Consider the following 22797-nt stretch of genomic DNA (forward strand, 5'->3'; position numbering starts at 1 on the left):
ATGGGTGCGCTGCGCCTGTACCTGCTGGTCTCGATGGTCATGTGCGTGTGGAAGCTCGTCGAGATGATGCTCGGACACTGACCGTCCGACCCTTCCCAGAGCTGTCCTTCGCACCATAAGGAGGCGACTGATTCTACTTCGGCCGACTCTGCCACCTCAGATTCCGTCGTCTCGGGCGGGGTCTTCTCAGACGCGGTCGGATCGGGCACGGTCGTCGGCTGCCCCGGCTCGGGGTCGGCGTTCATAACAGTTCCCTTACTTCCCCCGCCGCACACGGGCACATGGTCGACGAACAGATCGGAGCGGATCTGAGCTCATGGCACTGGCAACCCTATCGCCCATCGGGGGGTTTCGGGTTCGCGGTCCGTTTGCGCGCCGGGCGCCCGGCCGACCACGTCGCGTCCTACCGGTACTCGGGGTTCTCGAAGTCGAACCGCGCCCCGGCGTCCCACGCCGAGCGCTGGTTCCCGTACGCCGGGACCCCGCCGCCGTCCTTCAGCATGCGCGCCAGGTGCATCAGGTTCCACGTCATGAACGTGGTGTTCCGGTTGGTGAAGTCGTTCCGCGGCCCGCCGGAGTCGGGGTCCAGGTAGGAGGGTCCGGGACCGGCCTCGCCGATCCAGCCGGCGTCGGCCTGCGGGGGGATGGTGTAGCCGAGGTGTTGCAGGCTGTAGAGGATGTTCATGGCGCAGTGCTTGACCCCGTCCTCGTTGCCGGTGATCAGACAGCCCCCGACGCGTCCGTAGTACGCATACTGCCCGGCGGGGTTGAGGATCCCGGAACTGCCGTAGAGGCGCTCGATGACGCGCTTGGTGACCGAGCTGTTGTCACCGAGCCAGATCGGACCCGCGAGCACCAGGATGTCGGCGGCCATCACCTGCTCCTGGATGCCCGGCCAGGCGTCCGACGCCCAGCCGTGCGCGGTCATGTCGGGCCACACACCGGTGGCGATGTCGTGGTCGACGGCGCGCACGTGGGAGACGGCCACGCCGTGCTTCTCCATAATGCGCGCGCTGACGTCGATCAGCCCCTGAGTGTGACTGAGTTCGGGGGAGCGCTTGAGCGTGCAGTTGATGAACAGGGCCCGGAGGTCGTCGAATCGCATGCGGTTCCGTGTCGCCGTACCCTCCTGGCGTTACACGGGACCTCCTCGATGACCAGGCCCATATCATCTGCTGGTGCGGAATATCGAGGAAGCCCTGAACGAGTACGCCGACGACCGGACCGTCGTCACCGAGCTGGTCGTGCTCGCCGCTTCGCCATGGGCTCACAAGGGTCCGCTCGGTCGCGCAGGTATGGACGCGCTGGTCGAGCGCTACGGCCTGGAGCAGATCCTCGCCGACGTCGGTGAGCAGAGTCCTGAGGCGCGCATCGCTCGGGTGCGCTTGCAGGCCGCCGCCTGGCTGGACGTCAGCTATGCACTGGCCGACGAGGACCGCGCTGTCGCGCACACGGCCCAGGCGCTGATCGACGACGTCGCCCGACTCCGCTCCTACCGCGACGAGGCGCCGACGGACGAAGCGAAGCTCTGGGCCGCCTACCGCCTCCACCAGCTGACGGAGGATCTGGATGAGGTCCGCGCGCTCTACGAGGAGCTGGGCCGTCCCCGCGTTGAGGTTCCGGGGCTGGACGAGGACATGCGCCGCGTGATCGTGCGCGAGTACGTCGGCCGCTCCCAGCGCCACACCGACCCGCGGTGGCGCGTCGAGTTGATCTGCGCTGAGGCGCCGCCGAAACTCGACGAGGCCGAGGAAGCCGAGGAAGCCGAGGATCTGAGCCGCGCCCTCGCAGCGCTGACGGCGGCCGGTCTCGACCCGCAGCCGCTGGTCAGCGCCGGTCAGCACCATCACCAGGGCGAGGGGACGTACCACGTCGTCACCGTCGGCAACGGTGACAGCAGCGGCAACCTGGCCATCAGCACCCTGGGCCCCTACGCGACCGAGTACTCGGGCGATCCCGATCCGACGGCCCAGACAGCCCTGGAAGCCGCGGGCTTCCAGTGGATCGACGCCGACGTCGCCTCGATCCGGGTCACGGACCTGTGCGTGTACTACTTCGGCCAGCGCAGCGATCTGACAGTGAACGACCTGCTGTTCTACTGGCAGGACTAGCTTTCCGCTCGCCCTACGCCTTCCACCCCACCCGCTCCAGCACCCGCGGCGCCACGACACCGGCAGCCGTCGCGGTAGCAGCCGAAGCCAGCACCGTCCCCCAGGCCACCGGCCCGAGCGGCGTGCAGCCGAAGAACTGGCTCACGCCTGGCGTCTCCACTACTGCGACCAGCGCCACCGCCGAGACCGCCGCCGTGGCGATCACCAGCGGGCTGTGCCGGGCCGCCAGCAGTGTCTGCCCCAGCTGCGTCCCGACCAGCGCGCCGAGCCCCATCGTCTCCGCGCGGCGCGGACGCCCCGACGCGCGGCCGATGCCCCAGGCCAGTCCGGCTCCGAGCGCGGTCGCGCCGCCGCGGACCGCCAGCGTGCGCTGGAAGTCCGAGTCCCACAGGTTGCTCACCGGGCCCGAGGCCAGCGGGTCCTCGCCGTTGTTCGGGCGGGCCGGCGCCAGCGCGACGGCCAGCGCCGGGAGCATGTCCGTCAGCATGTTGACCAGCAGCAGTTGCCTGGTGCCCAGCGGCGCGCGGCCCGAGATCGCGGTGCCCAGGACGGTGAACGCCACCTCGCCGGCGTTGCCGCCGACCAGGATCGACGCCGCGTCGCGCACGTTCCCCCACAGCGTGCGCCCCTCGCGCAGCGCGTCGGTGATGCGCGCCGGGTCCGGTTCGGCCAGGACCAGGTCGGCGGCGGCGCGGGCGGCGGCCGAGCCGTGGCCCGCGATGGCGATGCCGACGTCGGCCAGCCGGATCGCCGCGGCGTCGTTGGCGCCGTCGCCGGTCATCGCCACGATGCGGCCGGCTTCGCGCAGCGCCTGGACCACGCGCACCTTCTGCTCCGGCGACACCCGCGCGAACACCGTGGTGTGCGCGACGCGCTCGGCGCGTTCGCGCTTGCTCAGCCGGTCGAACTCCGGGCCGGTGAGGACCAGGTGCGCGTCCGGGATGCCCAGCTGCTCGGCGATGGCGGTCGCGGTGTTCGGGTGGTCGCCGGTGATCATGGTGATGCGCACGCCGGCCGCGGTCAGGTCCGTGATCGCCTGCGCCGAGGTGGGACGCGGGGTGTCGGCGATGGCCACGAAGCCGATCAGCGTCAGCTCGGTGACCAGGGCCGCGACGTCGAGCTCGGCCAGGTCCTCGACCACCGGGTGTGCTTCGGCGACGGCCAGCACGCGCAGCCCCTTGCCGGTCAGCCGCGCGGTCGCCGCCACCGCGTCGCGACGGCGCGCGGCAGTCAGGGGGCTGATACCGCCGTCCCGCGAGCGTACCTGCGTGCAGACGTCCAGGATCGTCTCCGGCGCGCCCTTGACCGCCAGCGTCAGCCGCGTGCTGTTGGTCCCGATCGAGGCCGCATAGCCGCGCGTGGTCTCGAACGGCAGCTCCGAGATGAGGTTCCACTGCTCGTCCCGGCCTATGTACTGGTGCGCGGCCTCCACGACCGCGCCGTCGGTGGCGTGCGCGAGCCGGCGCGCCGCACCCTCCTCGACCGCCGGGCAGGCGCGCGCCGCGTAGCGCAGCAGCCGGCCGCCCTCCTCGCCGGCCAGCGGCAGGTCGCCGTCGAGGTCCGCGAGCCGCGTGACCGACAGCCGGCCCTGCGTCAGGGTCCCGGTCTTGTCGAAGCAGACCGTGTCCACGCGGCCCAGCGCCTCCAGCGTGCGCGACGAGCGCACCAGCACCCCGCGCTGCGACAGCCGGCGCGCGGCGGCCAGCTGCGCCACCGTCGCCACCAGCGGGAGGCCCTCGGGCACCGCCGCGACCGCGACCGCCACCCCGGAGGCCACGGCGCGCGGCAGCGGCACGCCGCGCAGCGCGGACAGCCCGGTCACCGCGATCCCGCCGATCCCGGCCGCCGGCAACGCGATCCGCGTCAGCTCGGCCAACCGGGCCTGGATGCCGGCCGGCGGCGGGGCCGAGCCCGCGACGGCCGCCGCGCGCCCCGCCTCAGTGTCCTGACCCACGGCTACGACCAGCGCGAAGCAGCTGCCGGCCAGGATCGTGCAGCCCTCGTAGAGCATGCACGCGCGCTCGTCGAGGTCCGCGCCCGGCGTCGCGGCCGGGAGCTTGGCGACCGGCAGCGACTCGCCGTTGAGGCTGGACTCGTCGGCTTCCAGGTCCTGGGACGTCAACAGGCGCACGTCGGCCGGTACGACGTCGGTCGGGCCGAGCCGGATGATGTCGCCGACCCGGAGTCCGTCGGCTGGCACGTCGAGGATCGGGGCGTCGTCGAGGCCTGCGAGCCACAGGTCGGAAGCAGTGGTATCAGAAGGCTGCCACTCGACGCGGTGTGCCACGATCTGCTCACCGATCAACAGCCGCCGTAGCGCCTGCTCGGCGCGCATCCGCTGCCCTCCGCTGATCACCGCGTTCCCGGCCATCACGCCGGTCACCAGCAGCGCGTCCACGCCGGACCCGACTATCGCCGAGGCCGCAGCGCCCAGCGCCAGCACTGGGGTCAGCGGGTCGCGCAACTCCTCGGCGACCGCGCCAACCAATTGAGTGGTCTGCGATGCCAGCGGCAGGCTGCCGAGCAGGCGCACTGTTTCGCGTCCGGCGTCGGTGAGTGCGGTGACGCGTCCGCGTGGTACCAACTCGGTCGACTGGTGTGATCGGGCTTGCTCTATGCGGTCGAACGCCTCGCGCCCCGTCAGATCGTGCCAGTTTCCGCGCACCGACGGCTCGGGCGGCGAGAGACGCGCCACGCGCAGCGCACTCAACGTCCCGCCGAATATCGCCGCCGCCATCGCGCTGTGCACCGGGCTCAGCGTCAGCGGGCGCGTCGGGCGCCGCCGTCCGGTCACCGCCAGCAGCGCGCCGAGCGCGGACCCGCCGACCGCCAGGCGCGCCGAGCGTTCGCTGACCTGCCGCGCGGTCTGCACCGAGCGCAGCACGCGCCACGGCTGGCTCAGACCCGGTCCGCACAACAACTCCGCCGACCAGCACACCGGCCGGCCTTCGGCGACGACCGCGACGCCGATGTCGGCGGCGTGCAGGGCGTCGTCGTCGTGCCCTGATATCACCAGCACGCCGCTGCCGCCGAGCTGCATCAGCCGGATGTAGTCCACCAGCGGCGCGCCGGGCGCCACGACCTCGTCGGCCCAGGGGAGCAGGTCCCCGACGCTGTCGTGGTCGGTGAGCACCACGTGCGTGGCGGCGTCGCGTGCGGCGGCCAGCAGCGCGTCGGCGAGCGGGTCGGTCTCGACGCCGACGCGGACCCGGCCGCGGCGCGCGCCGTCGGGGGTCAGGACGTCCAGGGTCAGCGCGACCGGGCCGCCGATGGCGCCGTCGAGGGCGTCGTGCGGCTTCTCGAAGCGCCACTCGCCGATGCTCCACGGGCCGGCGCCGGTGAAGCGCGGCGCGTCGGGGGAGGTGAAATCGGGGGAAGTGAGGTCGGGGGAGGTGAGGGCCTGTTCGGCGGCGGCCCAGATCTGCCGGTCGGTGGTCGCCGGGTCGGTCGCCACGGCGCTCAGGATGCGCGGGCGGTCGGTGCACAGGGCCGAGGAATCGATGGCCACCAACGAGATCCGGTCCAGGCGGCGCAGGCTGGAGACGTCCATCGGGACCACGCCGTGCCGGGACAGCTCCCAGTCCAGCATCGAGGCGAACGCCTCGCGGCCCAGGCGGGCCGCCTTCGGCATCGTGGCCAGCATCAGGTCCCCGGCGCGGCCCGGGTCGCGGGTGGCGGCCAGGACGCCGGCGGCGCCCATCAGCGAGGCCAGGGCCGCGCGGTCGCCGAGCTTCTCGACGGGGCCCTCGGGGTAGGGCGCGGGGCGCTCGGAGCGGCGGCGGACCTCGGTCGGCAGGCCGGAGCCGTCGCCGACCAGCTCGCGTTCGCGGCGGCGCCAGACCGCCTGCCGGGCGCGGGCCTCGGCGAAGCGCAGGGCGTGGTGCGTGCTGTCGATGAGGATCGGCTCAGGGCCCTGGGTCAGCGCGTTGAGGGTGCTGTTGCTGACCGCGAAGAGGGCCTCGGTATGGGTGCGGCCGATGCGCTCCTCGACGGCGTGCCGGATGCGCGGCGTGGTCTCGGCGATGAGCAGCGGCACGCGCAGCGCCTGCGGGACGGCCGGCAGGCGCATGACGCGGCCGGCGACGGCGACGGTCAGGCCGACGGCGTCTGCCGCCAGGGAGATGATCGCGAGGTTGACCGGCGCGTCGGCCGAGGGGTGCTCGGGCTTGGTGCGGGAGAAGGTCTCCTCGTCGGTGTCGTGCGCTTCCTCGGCCGCTTCGATGACCTCGATGATGCCCTCGACGTCGAGCTCCTGCTCGTCGAAGTCGATCAGGATGTGCTGGGTCACCGCGTTGATCTCGGCCCAGCGCACGCCCTTGAGCTCGCGCAGGGTGCCGGTGAGATGCTCGCGCAGGCGGTGGTGCTGGTCGCCGGCGCCGGTCAGGCCCTTGACCTCGATGTGGGCCCGGCCGTCCTCGGCCCAGATCCGGCGGCGTGCGCGGCGCGGACCGGTCTCGGCCAGCCCGCGGACGGCCTCGACCGCCCCGCGCGGCCCGCCGGCCAGGGACCCGACCGCGTCGACCGCGCCCATGGTGGAGGCGGCGGCTATGCGGGCGGCGCCTGTGGCGACCCGTCCTAGACCGAACAGCATCTCAACTCCCTTTTTCGTCACACGGTTTTCACCCTAACGTTGGGCTGCGTACGAAGTGCCTATAACTTGGTGAGTCTACGGCTCGTTCGGAGCCCGACTGAGAAGGGGTGAATGTAGTGGCGGTGGCGAAGAAGGCGGCTGCGGGGGCGGTTGGGCCGCGTAGCCGGGCGGCTAGGGCGGCTGCGGTTAGCAGCACGAGCGGTGCGACTACCGACAAAGCCGAGGCGGCGACGACCGATACGAGCGACACGAGCACCACGACGGACACGAGCGACACGACAAAGGCGGAGGCCGAAAAGCCCGTGCAGTCCTCACAGAAAACTGAGCAGAAGGCCGAGCAGAAGGACCAGAAGGCCGAGCAGAAGGCCGAAGAGCCTGGCCACCGCATCTCGGTGACGATCCCGCTGGACTCCGCTGCCGTCGGCCTGGCGGTCAAGGCCGCGACGCTGCCGGTGACCGCGGTGAAGAAGGTCGCGCAGAACAGGAACGGTATCCCGGCTTACATTGCCGTCGGCGGCCTGGCGGTTATCGGTGCTGTGGAGTGGCCGGTTGCGGCGGTTGGCGGGTTGAGCCTGGCGGCTTTGCGGCGTTGGGGTCCGTTGAAGCCGGCGCCGGAATCGGGGTCGAAGCCGGAATCGAAGCAGGAGTCGAAGAAGAGCGCTTAGTTCGCCGCTTCCGCACCCCCACGGCGGAAGCGACTCATCGTTTGTGTCATCTGTTCGTCTGCCATTCGCCTGTGTCATCGCCGTTTCCGACATCAAACATCGGCGGCGATGTCGATTTGGTCGATCGGCGCTGGAGATCTGGCCCACCAACGTTCACCCGCAGCTGGTGGCCGCCACGCGCCGGTGCGTCTGTACTGCTTCGTAGAACAGCGAAGCGGAGAGGACGCATGTCGATCACATTCACCTTTCCGGCCACGATCGGTGACGCGACCCGCCTCGTTTCCGCCCTGGCCGAGCCTTGTCTGGTCGCCGCGGCGGCACTGGCCGGTGCCGGCCCGCTGGGGCAGGTGCTCGTCGCGGGCGCGGTCCGGGTGGTGCGTGGTGTGGATGTCGAGATGCGTGATGGGGAGATGCGGATCTCGTTTGGGTGAGTGGTGGGTGCTGGCTGGTGCTGGTGACTGCTGCTGAGTGCTTGCTGGTTGCTGGCTGGTGACTACTTGCTTGCTGATGACTGCTGGCTAGTGATTGCTTGCTGGGTGCTTGGGTGCTTGGGTGCTTGGGTGCTTGGGTGCTTGGGTGCTTGGGTGCTTGGGTGCTGGGTGCTGGGTGCTGCGAGTTGCGGCTTCCCTACGGAAGCCCTGCGGTCTGAAGCACCTGCTTGAGCACTGCGGGATTGGACCCGACCACCTGCGTGCCGTCGGCCGAGAGCTTGTACAGCGAGGCCGGCAGGTTCAGCTGCTTGCCGTCGAGCATCAGGGTCGGCGTGCCGCCGAGTCGCAGGGTGTTGAAGTCCGCCATGTTCTGTTGGACCAGGCCTTTGTAGGTGCCTGACGTGACGCAGGACTCGAAAGCTGGGCTGTCCAGCCCCGGGACCTGCTTCGCGACGGCGATCAGCTTCGCGGGGTCGCGGTAGCCGTCGTTCGATTCGTCGGGCTGGTTGGCGTAGAGGGCGTCGTGGTACTCGTCGAACTTGCCGACGGTCGCCGCGCACACCGAGGCCGCGCCGGACCACAACGAGCCGCTGCCGTTGCTGTTGGCGTCGATCAGCGTCACGGGGTGGAACAGGACGCGCAGGGTGCCGGCGGCGGCGTACGCCTTGTAGACCGATGACGAATCCGTTTCCAGCCCCTTGCAATAGGGACACCGGAAGTCCTCATAGATGGTCAGCGTGTGCGGCGCGGAGGCGGGGCCGAAGGCCAGAGCCGTCGGCTTGTTCGACGGATCGGCGTACTTGTCGACGACCACCGTCCCGTTCGACGGCACGCTGTACGCCTGCGGCTTGCTCGACGACGCGCTGACCGCGACCCCGACCCCGGTCGCGACGCCGAGCACCACCAGCACCGCGGCCAGGATGCCGAGGCGGCGGCGTTGGCGGAGGCGGAGGCGCTGGGCTTGCTGTTCGGCGGCTACGCGTTCGCGTGCGGACTGCTTGTTGGTTGTTTTGTTCTGAGCTGCGCTCTTCTGGCTCATCGCCCACCCTGCTTTGATCGCGGTACGAAACACCTCACAAAACGACAGAACCTACGGTTCGGCTCGGGAGGTTGCATGGCGCGATCAGGCTCGCTGTGGGGGCGCTGGTGTCGGGCTTGGGGTTCAGTGCGCTGCCGGGTGCGGTTGGTTTGTGGGTTTACGGGCGATTATTACGGCTTCGCGCATGGTTGGATGGCCTCGCAGGGGACGCAGTTCGGTTGAGCGCAGCGGGTTGCGCTGGCGGCTGGCGGTTTTCGCGTGCAAGACCGCGCCTCGGTCCGAGTCACTGCGCACGCGTTTGGTCTGGCGGGTGGCGGCCGCGTTTGGTGGGTGCGTTGAGGCCTCTGGCGGGCCTCCTCGACGAGGGGGCGACCCGTGCGTCGGGCTTGATGGCGGCGGTCCGCGACTGTTCGGCTTCTCATCCGCTGTTGCCTGCGCCGCGTTGTTTGGCGGCGGTGCTGCTTGTGGTCGCCGAGGTTCTGGGTCCCTCGCCCGCTGACGCGGCGAGGGACCCAGAACCAAACCCCCGCATGGTCCTTCGGACCCCCTCACCACATGGTCGGCCACGCGCGGCCCGTCACGATCAGCTGCCGCCATGGCAGCGGATCTCATCGGGGGCGCCAGCCTGGCAGCTGCCGCTCCGCTCACTTCTTGTAGAACAGCACCAGCCGGTAGCCGTCCGGGTCGGCCAGCTCGAACTCCAAGCCGCCGCCGGCGCGCTTCGCCGGCTCGCCTGCCGACTTGTATCCCGCTGCGACGACCTCGGCGTGGGCCTCCTGGATGTCGTCGACCTTGATGTGGACTGCTGTGGCCGTGCCCGGGGCGATCGGGCCGTCGGTGGCCGCGAACGTGACCCAGAACCAGTTCACGTACAGCGTTACCTGGTTGTCTTCGCGCTTGCCGATGCGGAATCCGAGGGTTTCGTAGAAGGCGACCGTGCGGTCCAGGTCGGCGGATTGGCAGGTGAGGCCGGAGATGCTGGCGAGCTTCATGGTGGATCCTTGTCGATGTGGTGTCTGTGTTCGGCGCTCCGTTCGGGTCGCTGTCACACTGACGCCGGGCGCGCTGCGGATGTGACAGCGGTGCCGGAGGGTGGGCGCGGCCCCTATCTTTCACCTCAGGTTGTGCGTGTCCTCGCGTTATTAATATCCGCGTTCCATCTGGCGCCCTCATCGTGAGCAGCGTGCGTATAGCCGTCATCACCGAATCGTTCCTGCCCCGGGTGAACGGGGTCACGAACTCGGTCTGCCGCGTCCTGGAACAGTTCGCCGCACGAGGGCACGAAGCGCTCGTCATCGCGGCCAAGCCGGGGCCAGAGCGGTACGCCGGGCATGAGGTCGTCTCCGTTGGGGGGTTCGCGTTGCCGGGGTACCGGTCGTTCGTCGTCGGGATGCCGATGGCGCGGCTGGTCGGGAAGTTGCGCGAGTTCCAGCCCGACGTCGTGTACCTCGCCTCGCCGTTCAGCCTCGGGTCGGCTGGGGCCACTGCTGCGCGGAAGCTGGACATTCCGTGCGTTGCGGTGTTCCAGACCGACATCGCGGGCTTCGTCAAGCGCTATGGGCTGCGCGGTACCGACAAGGTGATCTGGTCGTGGCTGCGGCGGATCCACTCGCAGGCCGACCTCACCCTCGTGCCGTCGACAGCGACACTGAAGGCGTTGGACGAGCACGGGATCCCGCGCCTGGCGCTGTGGCGGCGGGGGGTCGACGCCGAGCGCTTCCATCCGCGCTACCGGGACGAGATGCTGCGGCACGAGGTCGCGCCGGACCGGGAGACCGTCGTCGGGTACGTCGGCCGGCTCGCTCCGGAGAAGCGGGTCGAGTTGCTGGCGAACCTCAGCGGGCTGCCCGGTGTGCGGCTGCTGGTCGTGGGCGACGGGCCGGCCGAGGGCAAGCTGCGGGAGGCGCTGCCGACCGCGACGTTCACCGGGTTCCTGGACGGCCACGAGCTGTCGCGGGCCTACGCGAGCCTGGACGTGTTCATCCACACCGGTGCCGACGAGACGTTCTGCCAGTCGGTGCAGGAGGCGATGGCCAGCGGGGTCCCGGTGGTGGCACCGGCCGCGGGCGGTCCGCTGGACCTGGTCACGCCGGGCCGCACCGGGGTGTTGTACGACCCTGATTCGGTCTCCGAGCTGCGGGCCGCCGTGATGCGGCTGGCTGCGAACCGCGAGCTGCGGAACGAGTACGGGGCCAATGCCCGCGCCGAGGTCGAGTCCCGTACTTGGGACACGGTCAGCGACCAGTTGATGGGGCATCTGGAGTCGGTGGTCAGCAGCCGTAGTCGGGTCGCGGCAGCGCCGGAGGCCGGGATGATCACGACCACGGTCGAGGCCAACGCCGCCGCCGGCAAGCTCGGCGCGCGTAAGGCGGTCGCGGGCAAGCTCGGCATCGGCAGGGCTGCCGCAAGGATGGCGCCTGTTGAGAGCAAGGCTGCCGCAAGTGTGGCTGCCGCAGGCATGGCGCCTGCGGAGAGCAAGGCCGTCGCCGGCAAGGCTGCCGCTGCGAGCAACGTCGGCGCGGGCAACGGCGCCGCCGCCAAGCCCGCCAAGGACTCCGCGTCGCCGGCCGGCCTCGAAACGGCGGCGTGAATGCCCCGCCCGCAATTACTCGTCTCCATCCACGACATCGCCCCGGCCAGCGCTTCGGCCACCGAGCGCTGGCTGGCCGACCTCGACGCCCGCGGCGTCCCGGCCACCCTGCTGGTGATCCCGGGACCGTGGCGCGGCTCCCGGCTGAGCCAGAGTCCTGATCTGGTCGCCGCGCTGCACGACGCCGAGTCCCGGGGCCACGAGCTGGCGCTGCACGGCTGGGCGCACAAGGCCGGGCCGACCGGGCCGCCGCTGCGTCGTGCCGCTGCGCAGCTCCTCGCGCGCGGCGCGGGCGAGTTCGCGGCGCTGGACGTCGTCGATGCCACCGCGCGGCTGTCGGCCGGGTTGGCGGAGCTCGCCGCCCTCGGCATCGAACCGGTGGGCTTCCACCCGCCGGGCTGGCTCGCCTCTCCCGGGGCGTACCAGGCGCTGCGGCGCGTCGGGCTGCGGTATTCGTCGTCGCACCTGTTCGTCCGCGACCTGATCACCGAACGGCGCTACACGCTCCCGGCGCTCTCGCACCGTCCCGGCGGCGCCGGCGAGGTCTTCGGCGCGCGCCTGATGCACAAGTCGGCCGCCGCGATGGCCCGGCGCGGCCGGTCCTTCCGGGTCGCGCTGCACCCGGACGACCTGCTGCACCCCGGGCTGCGCGCGACCACGCTCGCCGTCATCGACGAGGCACTGGCCGCCGGCTATCGGGCCGGCACCTATTCCGGCCTCGTGATGCGCGGTGCGGCGGTTCCGATCCCGTGAGGATCGTCCAGCTCGCCAACGCCTACAGCCCCACGTCGGGCGGCCTGCGTACGGTGGTCGACGCGCTGGGCCGGGGGTACATGGCGGCGGGGCACGAGCGGGTGCTGGTCATCCCGGGCCAGCGCCACTCGCGGGAAGAGGGCGAGTCAGGGCTCGTGGTCACGCTGCCCAGCCTGCCGGTCAGCGGCGGGTACCGGATGATCCCGCGGTTCTCGCCGGTGAAGGACCTGCTGGAGGAACTGCAGCCGGACTCGGTCGAGGTCTCGGACAAGGCGACGCTGTCCGCCGCCGGCCCCTGGGCCCGCAAGCGCGGCGTCGGCGCGGTGCTGATCTCGCACGAGCGGCTGGACGCCGTCGCCGCTGCCCGCTTTCCGCACGCCTGGGCCGCCAGCCACCGCGCGCTGCAACCCGCGTTGCACCGGCGCTCGCGGCGCCTGGCGACCCGGTTCGACGCGATCGTGGTCGCCTCGGCCTTCGCCGGGCGCGAGTTCGACGGCTTCGCCGGACTGCTGCGCGAGATCCCGCTCGGCGTGGATCTGGACACCTTCCGGCCCTGCCGGGTCCCGAGTCCGGAACGCTCCGAGGTGCCCCGGGGCACCGGAGAGCACCCCTGGCAGCTGGTCTACAGCGGACGGTTGTCGACCGAGAAGAACCCGATCGCGGCCATCGCCGCCGTCAAAGCCCTGGTCGCCGACAACCTCGCGGTCCACCTCGACATCTACGGCTCCGGTAGCCAGCGCCAGCAACTGGAACGCTTCGCCGCCGACCTGCCGGTCACGTTCCACGGCCACATGTCCGACCGTGTCGAGCTGGCCGAGCGCATCGCGGCGGCCGACGTCGTCATCGCGCCGGGTCCGGCGGAGACGTTCGGCCTCACCGTCCTGGAGTCGCTGGCCTGCGGCACGCCGGTGGTCACGGCGGATACCGGCGGTGCTGGCGAGCTGCTGGCGGCCGGTGCTGGACTGACGGCTGCGTGCACCGGGGAGGACATGGCGCGTGCCGTGGCGGGGATCCTGGCCTGGCCGGAGGCGGAGCGGCGGGCTGCCGCACGGCGCCGGGCCGAGCAGTTTCCGTGGTCGGCGACTGTTGCCTCGATGCTGGACGTTCACGCTTCGCTGGCCGCGCGGGAGCGGAACCTGAGTCGGTTGAAGCGCCGGGGGCTGCGACGGCGCCGGGGCGTTTGAGGCGGTTCTCGCACTGGAGCTACACAGGCGTCTGCAAACCGTTCAGCAGCACCGCGATCAGCCGTCGCGGCTCGTAACGCGGGTCGAGATCCCGCCCGACGCACAGGTTCCCGACCCCGCGCATCAGCTCGTAGGCGCCGATGTCCGAGCGGATGTCGCCGGCGGCGACGGCGGCCTCGATCAGCGTCGTGGCGACGGGTCCGAGGCGGTCGAGGAAGTACGTGTGCAGCGCGGTGAAGGTGCCGGCGTCCGAGCGCAGGGCGTCGGCCAGGCCGTGCTTGGTGACCAGGAAGTCGGTGAACATGTCGATCCACCGGCGCAGCGCCTCGAAGGGCCTGTCGGCCTCGGCCAGCAGGGTCGGGCCGGCCGCGGCGCACTCCTCGATCTGGTGCCGGTAGACGGCGGTGATGAGGTCGGCGCGGGTCGGGAAGTGCCGGTAGAACGTGCCGACGCCCACGCCGGCCTTGGCCGCGATCTGCCGGATCGGGGCGTCCACGCCCGAGGCGACGAAGACCTCCGCGGCTGCTGCGAGCAGCGTCTGCTCGTTGCGTGCGGCGTCGGAGCGCTTGCTGCGGGGCTCCGGCTGCGTAGGAGTCACCGGCGGCTCAGTGGACTCAGTGGACTCAGTGGACTCAGTGGACTCAGTGGACTCAGTGGACTCACGGGGCACAGCGGGCTCAGTGGGCACAGGGTTCCTTCCGACGCGCGTTGACAAAGCGGAACGCGGTTCCGGATACTAACCGGAGAAGCGTTCCGTTTCAGCTTAGCCGAGCTGAACGGCAGCGCGTAGAAGGGAGTCTTCTCATGAGCGCGTTCCCCGTCCTGTCCTACAGCCCGGTGGCGCTGCCCGTCCCCGGGCGTCCGGTCGATCTCGAACTCCGCGCCTCGGCGCCCGCCGTCGGGACCGGGCTGCCGGTGATCCTGCTGTCCCACGGGCACGGCGGATCCAACAACCTGTCCTCGCTCAACGGCTACGGACCGCTCGCCAACGCCTGGGCGGCGCAGGGCTTCGTAGTCATCCAGCCGACGCACCTCAGTTCCAGGACCCTGAGTCACCGGGTCGCCGACCTGCCCGACGGGCCGCTGTTCTGGCGGTCGCGGGCCGAGGACATGACGCACATCCTCGACCGGCTGGACGTCATCGAGCAGGCCGTGCCCCAGCTGGCCGGGCGGCTCGACGCGGAAAAGGTCGCCGTCGCAGGGCATTCGCTCGGCGGCTTCACGGCCAGTGTGTTGCTGGGGGCTCAGGTCGATCCCGGCACCGGGGAGGTGGTGGATCTTACCGAGCCGCGGATCAAGGCCGGAGTGCTGCTGGCCGCTCCGGGGCGGGGCGGTGACGCGCTGAACGGTCCGCGGGCGTCCATCGTGCCGTTCTTCCGCTCGGTCGACTTCGCGACGATGACCACGCCGGCGCTGGTCGTCGCCGGGGACAAGGACGACTCGCAGCACTTCACGGACATCGGCCCGCAGTGGCACGTCGATCCGTACACCCTTGCCCCCGGTCCGAAGAGCCTGCTCACGCTCTTCGGCGCCGAGCACGGCCTCGGTGGCATCGCCGGCTACGACGCGGCCGAGACCACCGATGAGAACCCTGAGATGGTCGGGGCGGTTGTCCGGCTGACGGGTGCTTACCTGCGTTCGCAGCTGTTCCCGGGCGACGACGCGTGGCGGGTGGCGAGTGAGGCGCTGACGGTCGGTCCGGACGCGTTCGGGCACGTCGACAGCAAGTAATTCAGTCCTGATCAACCCTGAGAAAGGTTTCTATAGCCATGTCAACGACATCAAGCACATCGAATCTGGATTCTGCGATCGGTGCGGCCACTTCCATCGTCTCGGTCAAGCCGGTCGTGCTCGCCGCGCCGGAGCGTGGCGACGACCTCCAGGTGCGGGTGTCCGCGCCGGTGAGTGGCAGCGCGCTGCCGGTCGTGGTGTTCTCGCACGGCTTCGGCGGATCGCTGGACAAGTACGCGCCCTTGGCTGATTTCTGGGCCTCGCACGGCTTCGTGGTCGTGCAGCCTACGCACTTGGACTCCCGGACGCTGGCCGTCACGCCGGACGATCCGCGGTACGCGAACATCTGGCGCGTGCGGATCGACGACCTGACGCGGGTCATTGACGAGCTCGGCACGTTGGTGGCGGCCGTGCCCGGATTGGCGGGTCGTGTTGATATCGATCGCATCGCCGTCGCCGGCCACTCGTGGGGTGCGCAGACGGCAAGCACGCTGCTCGGCGCCGGTGTCCTCGACGCTTCGGGCGTTCCGGGCGAGGACTTCGCCGACAAGCGTGTGACGGCAGGCGTGTTGCTGTCGCTGACCGGAACCGGCGAGAGCCTGTCCCCGTTCGCGGCGGAGAACTTCTCCTTCATGCACCCGGATTTCAGTGATCTGACCACGCCGGCGCTCATCGTCACCGGCGACAGCGACCAGTCGCAGCTGTCCACCCGCGGCCCGGACTGGTTCACGGACGCCTACTTCATGAGCCCCGGCGCCCAGCACCTGCTGACGCTGTTCGGCGGCGAGCACTCGCTCGGCGGCATCGTCGGCTACAGCTCGGCCGAGACCACCGACGAGAACCCCGAGCGCGTCGCGCTCATCCAGCGCATCACGACCGCCTACCTGCGCACGGCGCTCGGCGTGGACGCGGGGAGCTTTGCGGCGGCCAGCGCGGCGACGACTCAGGATGCTGATGCAGTCGGGCGAATCGATTCGAAGTAGCGGGGAAATCGGTGGCGGGACCGGGTGCCACACCCGGTCCCGCCACCGTTGCTGCCTGAGGCGATGCGGATCCTCTTGGGATCCGTCGCCGGTTTCAATCGCTGCTGAGCGAGCGTGGGTTTCTCGTTCAGCAGCGGATGTGTTCAGCCCGCAGCCGGATCCAGCGCGCTGACCGCAGCCGGCGCCATCTGCGAGATCCGCTCACGCTGCGGGAACGTGCCGACCGGCACGCGTGCGACCTCCGTCGCGGTGGCGTAGTCGACCACTGACACCTGGCCGAGGTGGCTCAGCGAGACGAAGCAGTACTGGCCGTCGGCACTGGTCTGGCCCCAGTACGGCAGCGCGCCGCTGGGGTAGTTCACCATGCCGCTGGTGCTCAGGTCCGAGGTGGAGACGATCGCGGTGTAGTCGTCGATGGTGCCGACGTCGCAGAGCTTTGATCCGTCGCCGTTCAGTGCGAGCCCGTGGTGGGCCGAGTTCTTCGGGTAGTCGTCCGGCTTCATCGTCGTTCCGCCGCTGGCGTACGGCATCTGGACCGTGTTCAGGATCTTCGAGGTGTTCAGGTCGTACTTCACGAAGCCGTTCAGGTACGACAGGTCCGCGTAGAACGTGTGGCCGTCGGGCGCGATCTCGTTCGGGCGGATCCCGTGCGGGAACGTCCAGGTCTTCACGACCTGCAGCGTGCTGGCGTCCACCTTGGTCAGCTGGAACGAGCCCTTGGCCCACTCCAGGGACTGCGGCAGCGAGACGGTGCCGATGCTGGAGTTGTAGATGTACTTGCCGTCGGCGCTGTAGTCGTTCTGGTGCGGGTAGGTGCCGGTGGCGAACGTGCCCACGACGGTCCCGGTCGCGGTGTTGAAGACTTCCGCCTCCTGCGCGGTGGTCGCGGACACGACGTAGCGGGTGCCGTCGGGGGAGAGCGCGGCGTGGTCGGCGTGGAAGCCGTCGAGCCGGGTGTGCCAGAGCTCGGCGTGCGTGGTCAGGTCGAAGGCGGCGACGTCGTCCAGGTTGCCGCGCGAGACGTAGAGCGTGCGGCCGTCGGGGGAGACCGTGGCGTCGTCGACGTAGCGGTCGCCGCCCTCGACCGCGCGCACGATTTCGTAGCCGGCCAGCCAGATCGGGTTGATGTAGATCTCGAACATGCGCTGCGACAGGTCCGGGATGACGTTGATCGAGCCGAGGTTGGCGAAGGTGTGGCCGTCGATCACGCTGACCGTGCCGGCCTGGCTGTTGCCGACCACGAGCACGTCGCGCAGGCCGGTGTCGGCGGACGCGCCCGGGGCGGCGGTCAGCGAGGTGGCCGTCAGGCCGGCCGCGGTGAGGCCCGCCGCGGCGAGGATCCGGGTGAGTCGCTGGAGTCTTCGTGGCATGATTTGCTCCCAAGATCGTACTGTGGGGTAATATCGGGGCCTTGAGAACATAGAGTCGTTGCGCGGAAGAGTCCATGGCGACGCCGGATCCTGTCGCGGCGTGGCAAAAAAGCGCTAACAGCCGCTGTCGGCGATGACGTAGTAGCCCGGGCTGGTCTCCTTCAGGGTGTGGGTGACGAAGACGTTCCACAGGCCCATGTTCTGGTTGGAGCCGTCGGCGTAGGTGTAGCCGCCGGATTGGTAGGCGCGGCCGGCGACGGTCTGCGCGTAGTTGTTCGCCGTGAAGCACGCGGCTGGCGCAGAGGATGTCGGTGGCGTGGAAGGCGTAGTCGAAGGCGTGGTCGGCGGTGTCGTCGAGGGCGTGGTCGAAGGCGTCGATGTGGGAGGCGTCCCAGAGTTCAGCCCCCAGAACGTCGCCGTGTAGTACGTCGAGCAGATGTAGCTCAGGAAGTACGCGCCGGTGGACCCGCACTGCGCGGTCCCGGAACCCGGGTCAACCGCCAGCCCGTGTCCCATCCCGCTGATCGAGTACATCTCGACGGCCGGTTTCCCGTTGCCGTCGTTGTACACCGATTCCGTGGTCCCGCCGCTCAAGGTCTGCGTGCTCGACGCGGTCTGGCCGATGCCCCACGCGTTGGTCCACTGGTCGCGCAGCTCGGTGGCGTTGACCGGATAGACCGTGTAGTCCGCGGACCCCTGCCAGATCGCGACGCGCGGCCACGGCCCGTTGTATCCGGGGTCTGAGTTGCGGACCTTGTCGCCCCACTGTGCCGGCGTGAGGTTCTGGCTACTGTTCTGACACGACGAAGCGGCGGACTGCGTCGTCGCGCACTGTGCCGGCAGCCCGGAGTCGATCGCCCCGCCGGCGAACACGTCCGGATAGTCGGCGAGCAGGTCGGCGGTGAGCCCGGCGCCGGCGGACAGTCCGGTGACGTAGATCCGGTGCGGATCCGAGCCGTAGTGGCTCTCGGCGTACGACACCATCGCCGCGACGGACGCGGCTTCGCCGTTGCCGCGCGTGTCCTTCGTCGAGTCGAACCAGCTGAAGCAGGACAGTGAGTTGTTCGCGCTGGAGGTCTGCGGGAACACCACCGTGAAGCCCCACTGGTCGGCGAACTGTGACCAGCCGGAGTGGCCGTAGTAGTCGGTGGCGGTCTGCGTGCAGCCGTGCAGGGCCACGACCAGCGGGGCGCCCTGCGGCAGACTTTGCGGGACGTAGCTGTACATCGCCAGGTTGCCCGGGTTGGACCCGAAGTTCGTGACCTGATTCAGGGATGAGGCGGCGTGCGCGGGCGAGGCGCCGGAGGGGGAGAGGGTCAGGGCTGAGGCGGCCAGGGTCAGGAGTGCGGCTGCGAGCGAGGCCAGGGCGCCGCGGCGGCGGCCGGACGTTCGGGGTGTGGGGGTGCAGAGTGTGCGGGTGCGGGACGTGCGGGGCATTGCGAAACCTCCCGTTCACCGTTGGGGTGACCGGACCGTACTGCCGCTGATGCCTCCGTACGATGTCTGCGGGCCCCATATTCACGGGGCGTGCAGTGGGAACGTCAAAGGGCTGCGTCGAGGAGGATCTGCGCCAGCTCGCGCGGCTTGGAGAACATCGGCCAGTGGCCGGTGTCCAGCTCGACCAGCTGCCAGTTCCCGCGGGTGATCAGCTCGGCCAGGTCCTCGTCGAGCTCGTCTTCGGGGAAGCATTTGACGTAGGTCGCCGGGAGGTTGGCGACCGAGCGTGCCAGCACGGCGGGCTCGGTCAGGGTGGCGCCCGGGTGCGGCGTCGCGCCGGCCACGATCCGGGCGATCTGCTCCTCGGTGAGATCGTGTTCCTCGAAGTTCGCGGCCGGCATGACTGGCCAGAAACCGGCGTTCTCGGCGAGCGTCGCCTTCAGTGCCGTGCCGCCGTCCGGCATGATCGAGACGAACGGCTCGCCGTCGACGGGGACCGCGGAGTCGACGAAGACGACGCGGGCCAGCCGGTCGCCGATCCGTTCCGCAGCCTGGCCGACCGGGATGCCGGAGTAGCTGTGGCCGACCAGGACCACGTCGTGCAGGTCCTCACCCTCGACCAGGTCGACGATGTCCTGGACGTGGGTCTGTTGCCCGGCCGGGACGCCCTGCTTCTCCGCCAGGCCGGACAAGGTCAGCGGGTGCGCGCCGTGGCCGGCCGCGCGCAGGTGGGGCGTCACGTCGTCCCAGGCCCACGCGCCGAGCCGGGCTCCTGCGACCAGAACGAAATCTGCCATGGCTGCACGGTATCGGAGCGGCTGGGGCTCCTGGCGACCGGTTTTACGACAGGCCTTAGGCGCGCTTGCGGCCGACTGCGGCGTAGGTGATCTCCTGGCGGTCCTCGGGGACCGGGCCGTCGGGACGCCACTCGGCCAGCAGTACCAGGCCCGGCTCCACCAGCTCCACGCCGCGGAGCAGGGTCATGACCTCGGTCGAGGTCCGCACCCGGCACGGCATCGACGAGGCCTGATACGCGGCCTGCACGGCGTCCCCGATCTCCGGGGCGAAGTCCGGCGTGCCGTGGCTGATCGCCAGGTAGCTGCCTTCGGGCACGGCGTCGAGCAGGGTGCTGATGAGCTCGGCGGGGTTCTCGTTGTCCGGCATGAAGTGCAGGATCCCGATCAGCAGGACCGCCACCGGCCGGGTGAAGTCGATGACGTCGGTCAGCGTCGGGTCGGCCAGGAGCTTGCCGGGCTCGCGGGCGTCGGCGTGGATGAAGACGGTGCGGCCGTGGTCCTGGTCGGCCATCAGGACCCTGGCATGCGCCAGCACGATCGGGTCGTTGTCTATGTAGGCGACCCGGGAGTCCGGGGACACCTTCTGCGCTACCTCGTGGGTGTTCTCCTGCGTCGGCAGGCCGGTCCCGATGTCGATGAACTGCCGGATGCCGGACTCGGCGAGGAAGCGGACCGCGCGCCGCAGGTACTCGCGCTGCTCCCGACACGTGTCGCGCATCCCCGGGTTCCCCTTGAGGATCCGCGCCGCGGCCTCGCGGTCCGCCGGGAAGTTGTCCTTGCCACCGAGGAAGAAGTCGTATACCCGAGCGATGTGCGCCACGGACGTGTCGATGGTGGTCGGCAGCCAGTGCCCGACCCCTTCGACACCGTCCTGACGCTGGCCGTTCTCAGACATGCGAACCTCCACCTCGGCGGCCGGCCCCGTACGCGGCGGCCCGTTGGAGAGCCAGGATACTGTGCGCCGCATCACGTCGCCGGAGGCGGTGCCTACGGCTTGGCGACCTCGGCAGCGAGCTGGTCGACGCTGCCGGTGAACTGCACGGTCTCCGAGTTGAACGGCTTCACCGCGGCGACGCCCGCGCTCTTGGCGTTCGCGCCGGGAGTCTCGAACCTGCCGTTCGGGCCGCCGACCACGTAGAAGTGGCCCGGCGAGTATTGATGGAGGAAGAGCACCGTCGCCTCGCCGACCTTGAACAGCGGGTCATCCTCCGTCGAGACCGGCGTGCCGTCCGACATCGATCCACCGGTCTGGTGGATCGTGATGGCCGAACCCGCCACGGTGGTCTTCGCCTTGTCGGCGAGTACTTTCGAGACGGCGAACGTGAAATCTGTGGACGGGCTATCGCCCGACGTCGTCTGCTTCGCGACCGCGGTGAAGGAGCCTGCGACCACGAGGTTGCTGTGGGCTGTCAGGTCATGGATGTCGTTGTAGTGCTCCGCCCACGAGACCGCAGACTGTTGGTGACTCGCCGACGACGAACACGCTGCGAGGAGGGACCCCATGATGATGATCCCTGAAGCGGCGAGAGCCTGGCTGCACCTGGACATGGCCTGAACCCCCTTGGCTGCGTTCGAGCATGGTGGGGCTCAGGGCGCATGTCAATGCTCTAAGTTTCTTCCTCAGATCACTCTGCGGGCGCGCCGCCGGCGGCGACGTCGACCACCCACGTGACGCCGAACCGGTCGGTGAGCATTCCGTAGGCCGGGGCCCATGGCGAGGGCTCCAGCTTCTGCAGGATGGTGGCGCCGTCGGCCAGCTTCTCCCAGACCGAGGTCACGTCGTCGACGGTCTCGCCGCGGACGGACTCGAAGAAGGGGGTGACGCCCTTGTCGTAGGGGCGGTCGGCCGGGACGTCGAAGGCCATGATGGCGAAGCCGCTGGGGGCTGTGACCTGGCCCCACATGATCAGTTCTGCCTCCTCGGGGGTCTGGGCGGCGTGCATGGCGCCGTAGGTGATGACGGTCAGTTCGCCGTCGAAGACGTCGCGGTAGAACTCCAGCGCTGCTCGGGCGTCGCCGCGGAAATTGACGTGGGTTGTGGATTTGATGCTCATGGCAGGAACTTTTGCAGCAGTAGCGGCCAGGTTGTGTCCTCTACTCGCGGCATGATGGAAGACATGCCGAAGACCTCCGCACGGTTGTTGTCCCTGTTGTCCCTGTTGCAGGCGCGCCGGGATTGGCCGGGTGCGGACCTGGCCTCGCGGTTGGAGGTGAGTGCGCGGACGGTGCGGCGCGACGTCGACCGGCTGCGGGAGCTCGGGTATCCGATCGCGACGGTGAAGGGGCCGGACGGCGGCTACCGGCTGGGCGCCGGGTCGGAGCTGCCGCCGCTGCTGTTCGACGACGACCAGGCCGTCGCGCTGGCCGCCGCATTGCAAAGCGCGGTGGTCGGCGGCGGCGGGATGGAGGAGGCCGCGATGCGCGCGCTGAACACCGTGCGGCAGGTGATGCCTTCGCGGCTGCGGCGGCGGGTCGACATGTTCCAGGTGACGGCGATCGGCACGGCGGCGGCCGCGGTCGGCGTGGAAGTGCTGATGACGCTCAGCGCTGCGGTCCACGCCCGCGAGGTGCTGCGCTTCGACTACGCCGACGCCCCACGAAAGGCCGAGCCGCACCACCTCGTGACACGCGGCGGCCGCTGGTACCTTGTGGCGTGGGACCTCGACCGCGACGACTGGCGCGTCTTCCGCGCCGACCACATCAGCCCGCGCACCCCGAACGGCCCGCGCTTCACCCCGCGCGAGGTGCCAGGCGGCGACGTGGCCGCGTTCGTCACCAGCCGGTTCCAGGGCAATGACGGTACAGGCGGCGCTGGCGGTACCGACGGCACAGGCGGCGTCGGCGGCTGGCCCTGCCGCGGCGAAGTGATCCTCCACGCGCCGATCGCCGCCGTGGCCCCGTTCGCCCCCTTCGCCCACGACGCCGTCGTCGAGGAGCTGGACTCGGAACGCTGCCGACTCGTGCTGGGATCGTGGTCCTGGCCCGCACTGGCCGCGGCGATCGGCGTGTTCGACGCCGACGTCGAGGTCGTCGGGCCGCCGGAGCTGAAGGCCGCGTTCGCCTTGCTGGCACGCCGATACGCCGCGGCTTAGCCCGGAAACCGGAAAGCAGCGAG

General features: G+C 70.2%; 21 protein-coding genes. 9 read left to right on the top strand and 12 right to left on the bottom strand.

Features of this window, described 5'->3' with window-relative positions:
- Together GWK61_RS56280 and GWK61_RS12165 are read right to left on the bottom strand one after the other, a co-directional pair.
- A partial coding sequence (locus tag GWK61_RS56280) for a hypothetical protein (RefSeq protein ID WP_228562183.1) occupies positions 1 to 245 on the bottom strand: 245 nt, incomplete at its 3' end.
- Between the two features lie 158 nt (positions 246 to 403).
- A complete protein-coding gene (locus GWK61_RS12165) occupies positions 404 to 1105 on the bottom strand; it encodes a flavodoxin family protein (protein WP_194908442.1) in 702 nt (233 codons plus the stop codon).
- Positions 1106 to 1178: 73 nt separating this feature from the next.
- Here GWK61_RS12165 and GWK61_RS12170 point away from each other — a divergent pair, with 73 nt between their 5' ends.
- A complete protein-coding gene (locus GWK61_RS12170) occupies positions 1179 to 2111 on the top strand; it encodes a hypothetical protein (protein ID WP_194908443.1) in 933 nt (310 codons plus the stop codon).
- A 13-nt stretch (positions 2112 to 2124) separates the two neighbouring features.
- On the opposite strand, the gene GWK61_RS12175 is transcribed toward GWK61_RS12170, so the two are convergent.
- Entirely contained in the window at positions 2125 to 6702 is a 4578-nt protein-coding gene (locus GWK61_RS12175) for an HAD-IC family P-type ATPase (protein ID WP_194908444.1), read from the bottom strand.
- A 122-nt stretch (positions 6703 to 6824) separates the two neighbouring features.
- Here GWK61_RS12175 and GWK61_RS12180 point away from each other — a divergent pair, with 122 nt between their 5' ends.
- Both GWK61_RS12180 and GWK61_RS12185 read left to right on the top strand, forming a co-directional pair.
- On the top strand, positions 6825 to 7367 hold the full coding sequence (locus GWK61_RS12180; protein ID WP_194908445.1) for a hypothetical protein: 543 nt from the start codon (positions 6825 to 6827) through the stop codon (positions 7365 to 7367).
- A gap of 227 nt (positions 7368 to 7594) precedes the next feature.
- On the top strand, positions 7595 to 7798 hold the full coding sequence (locus tag GWK61_RS12185; RefSeq protein ID WP_194908446.1) for a hypothetical protein: 204 nt from the start codon (positions 7595 to 7597) through the stop codon (positions 7796 to 7798).
- Between the two features lie 196 nt (positions 7799 to 7994).
- Here the strand turns inward: GWK61_RS12185 and GWK61_RS12190 are convergent, their stop codons facing one another.
- Both GWK61_RS12190 and GWK61_RS12195 read right to left on the bottom strand, forming a co-directional pair.
- Entirely contained in the window at positions 7995 to 8837 is an 843-nt protein-coding gene (locus GWK61_RS12190) for a DsbA family protein (protein ID WP_194908447.1), read from the bottom strand.
- A gap of 644 nt (positions 8838 to 9481) precedes the next feature.
- The gene (locus tag GWK61_RS12195) at positions 9482 to 9829 is read right to left on the bottom strand and encodes a VOC family protein (RefSeq protein WP_194908448.1); all 348 of its coding nucleotides are present in this window, start codon (positions 9827 to 9829) and stop codon (positions 9482 to 9484) included.
- A 191-nt stretch (positions 9830 to 10020) separates the two neighbouring features.
- Between GWK61_RS12195 and GWK61_RS12200 the strand changes: the two genes are divergently transcribed.
- From GWK61_RS12200 to GWK61_RS12210, 3 genes are read left to right on the top strand one after another with little or no spacing between them, the layout of a single operon-like run.
- Positions 10021 to 11427 (top strand): glycosyltransferase family 4 protein, encoded by a 1407-nt coding sequence (locus tag GWK61_RS12200; RefSeq protein WP_323747529.1) that lies wholly within the window; start codon positions 10021 to 10023, stop codon positions 11425 to 11427.
- Entirely contained in the window at positions 11428 to 12180 is a 753-nt protein-coding gene (locus GWK61_RS12205; RefSeq protein ID WP_194908449.1) for a DUF2334 domain-containing protein, read from the top strand.
- Entirely contained in the window at positions 12177 to 13364 is a 1188-nt protein-coding gene (locus tag GWK61_RS12210; RefSeq protein WP_194908450.1) for a glycosyltransferase, read from the top strand. Before GWK61_RS12205 ends, GWK61_RS12210 begins: the two co-directional genes overlap by 4 nt.
- A 19-nt stretch (positions 13365 to 13383) precedes the next feature.
- Here GWK61_RS12210 and GWK61_RS12215 read toward each other — a convergent pair whose 3' ends face one another.
- Complete coding sequence (locus GWK61_RS12215) at positions 13384 to 13962, bottom strand: TetR/AcrR family transcriptional regulator (RefSeq protein WP_194908451.1); 579 nt, start codon at positions 13960 to 13962, stop codon at positions 13384 to 13386.
- A 206-nt stretch (positions 13963 to 14168) separates the two neighbouring features.
- On the opposite strand from GWK61_RS12215, the gene GWK61_RS12220 reads away from it, so the two are divergent.
- Both GWK61_RS12220 and GWK61_RS12225 read left to right on the top strand, forming a co-directional pair.
- Positions 14169 to 15095, top strand: a complete 927-nt coding sequence (locus tag GWK61_RS12220; RefSeq protein ID WP_194908452.1) for an alpha/beta hydrolase family protein — start codon at positions 14169 to 14171, stop codon at positions 15093 to 15095.
- A gap of 38 nt (positions 15096 to 15133) precedes the next feature.
- Positions 15134 to 16078, top strand: a complete 945-nt coding sequence (locus tag GWK61_RS12225; protein ID WP_194908453.1) for an alpha/beta hydrolase family protein — start codon at positions 15134 to 15136, stop codon at positions 16076 to 16078.
- A gap of 143 nt (positions 16079 to 16221) precedes the next feature.
- Here GWK61_RS12225 and GWK61_RS12230 read toward each other — a convergent pair whose 3' ends face one another.
- The 6 genes from GWK61_RS12230 to GWK61_RS12255 form a co-directional block, all read right to left on the bottom strand.
- Positions 16222 to 17448 (bottom strand): YncE family protein, encoded by a 1227-nt coding sequence (locus GWK61_RS12230; RefSeq protein ID WP_194908454.1) that lies wholly within the window; start codon positions 17446 to 17448, stop codon positions 16222 to 16224.
- A 114-nt stretch (positions 17449 to 17562) separates the two neighbouring features.
- Complete coding sequence (locus GWK61_RS12235; RefSeq protein WP_228562184.1) at positions 17563 to 18885, bottom strand: extracellular catalytic domain type 1 short-chain-length polyhydroxyalkanoate depolymerase; 1323 nt, start codon at positions 18883 to 18885, stop codon at positions 17563 to 17565.
- Between the two features lie 104 nt (positions 18886 to 18989).
- Positions 18990 to 19682 carry an alpha/beta fold hydrolase gene (locus GWK61_RS12240; RefSeq protein ID WP_194908455.1) on the bottom strand — a complete coding sequence of 231 codons (693 nt, stop codon included), beginning with the start codon at positions 19680 to 19682 and terminating at the stop codon, positions 18990 to 18992.
- Between the two features lie 55 nt (positions 19683 to 19737).
- Positions 19738 to 20577, bottom strand: a complete 840-nt coding sequence (locus tag GWK61_RS12245; protein ID WP_194908456.1) for an SAM-dependent methyltransferase — start codon at positions 20575 to 20577, stop codon at positions 19738 to 19740.
- Between the two features lie 92 nt (positions 20578 to 20669).
- Complete coding sequence (locus GWK61_RS12250; RefSeq protein ID WP_194908457.1) at positions 20670 to 21185, bottom strand: hypothetical protein; 516 nt, start codon at positions 21183 to 21185, stop codon at positions 20670 to 20672.
- Positions 21186 to 21307: 122 nt separating this feature from the next.
- On the bottom strand, positions 21308 to 21736 hold the full coding sequence (locus GWK61_RS12255) for a VOC family protein (RefSeq protein WP_194908458.1): 429 nt from the start codon (positions 21734 to 21736) through the stop codon (positions 21308 to 21310).
- A gap of 63 nt (positions 21737 to 21799) precedes the next feature.
- Here GWK61_RS12255 and GWK61_RS12260 point away from each other — a divergent pair, with 63 nt between their 5' ends.
- Entirely contained in the window at positions 21800 to 22774 is a 975-nt protein-coding gene (locus GWK61_RS12260; protein WP_194908459.1) for a helix-turn-helix transcriptional regulator, read from the top strand.
- Positions 22775 to 22797: the final 23 nt, after the last annotated feature.

It is taken from the genome of Catenulispora rubra (assembly GCF_015356825.1).
Classification (GTDB): Bacteria; Actinomycetota; Actinomycetes; order Streptomycetales; family Catenulisporaceae; genus Catenulispora; species Catenulispora rubra.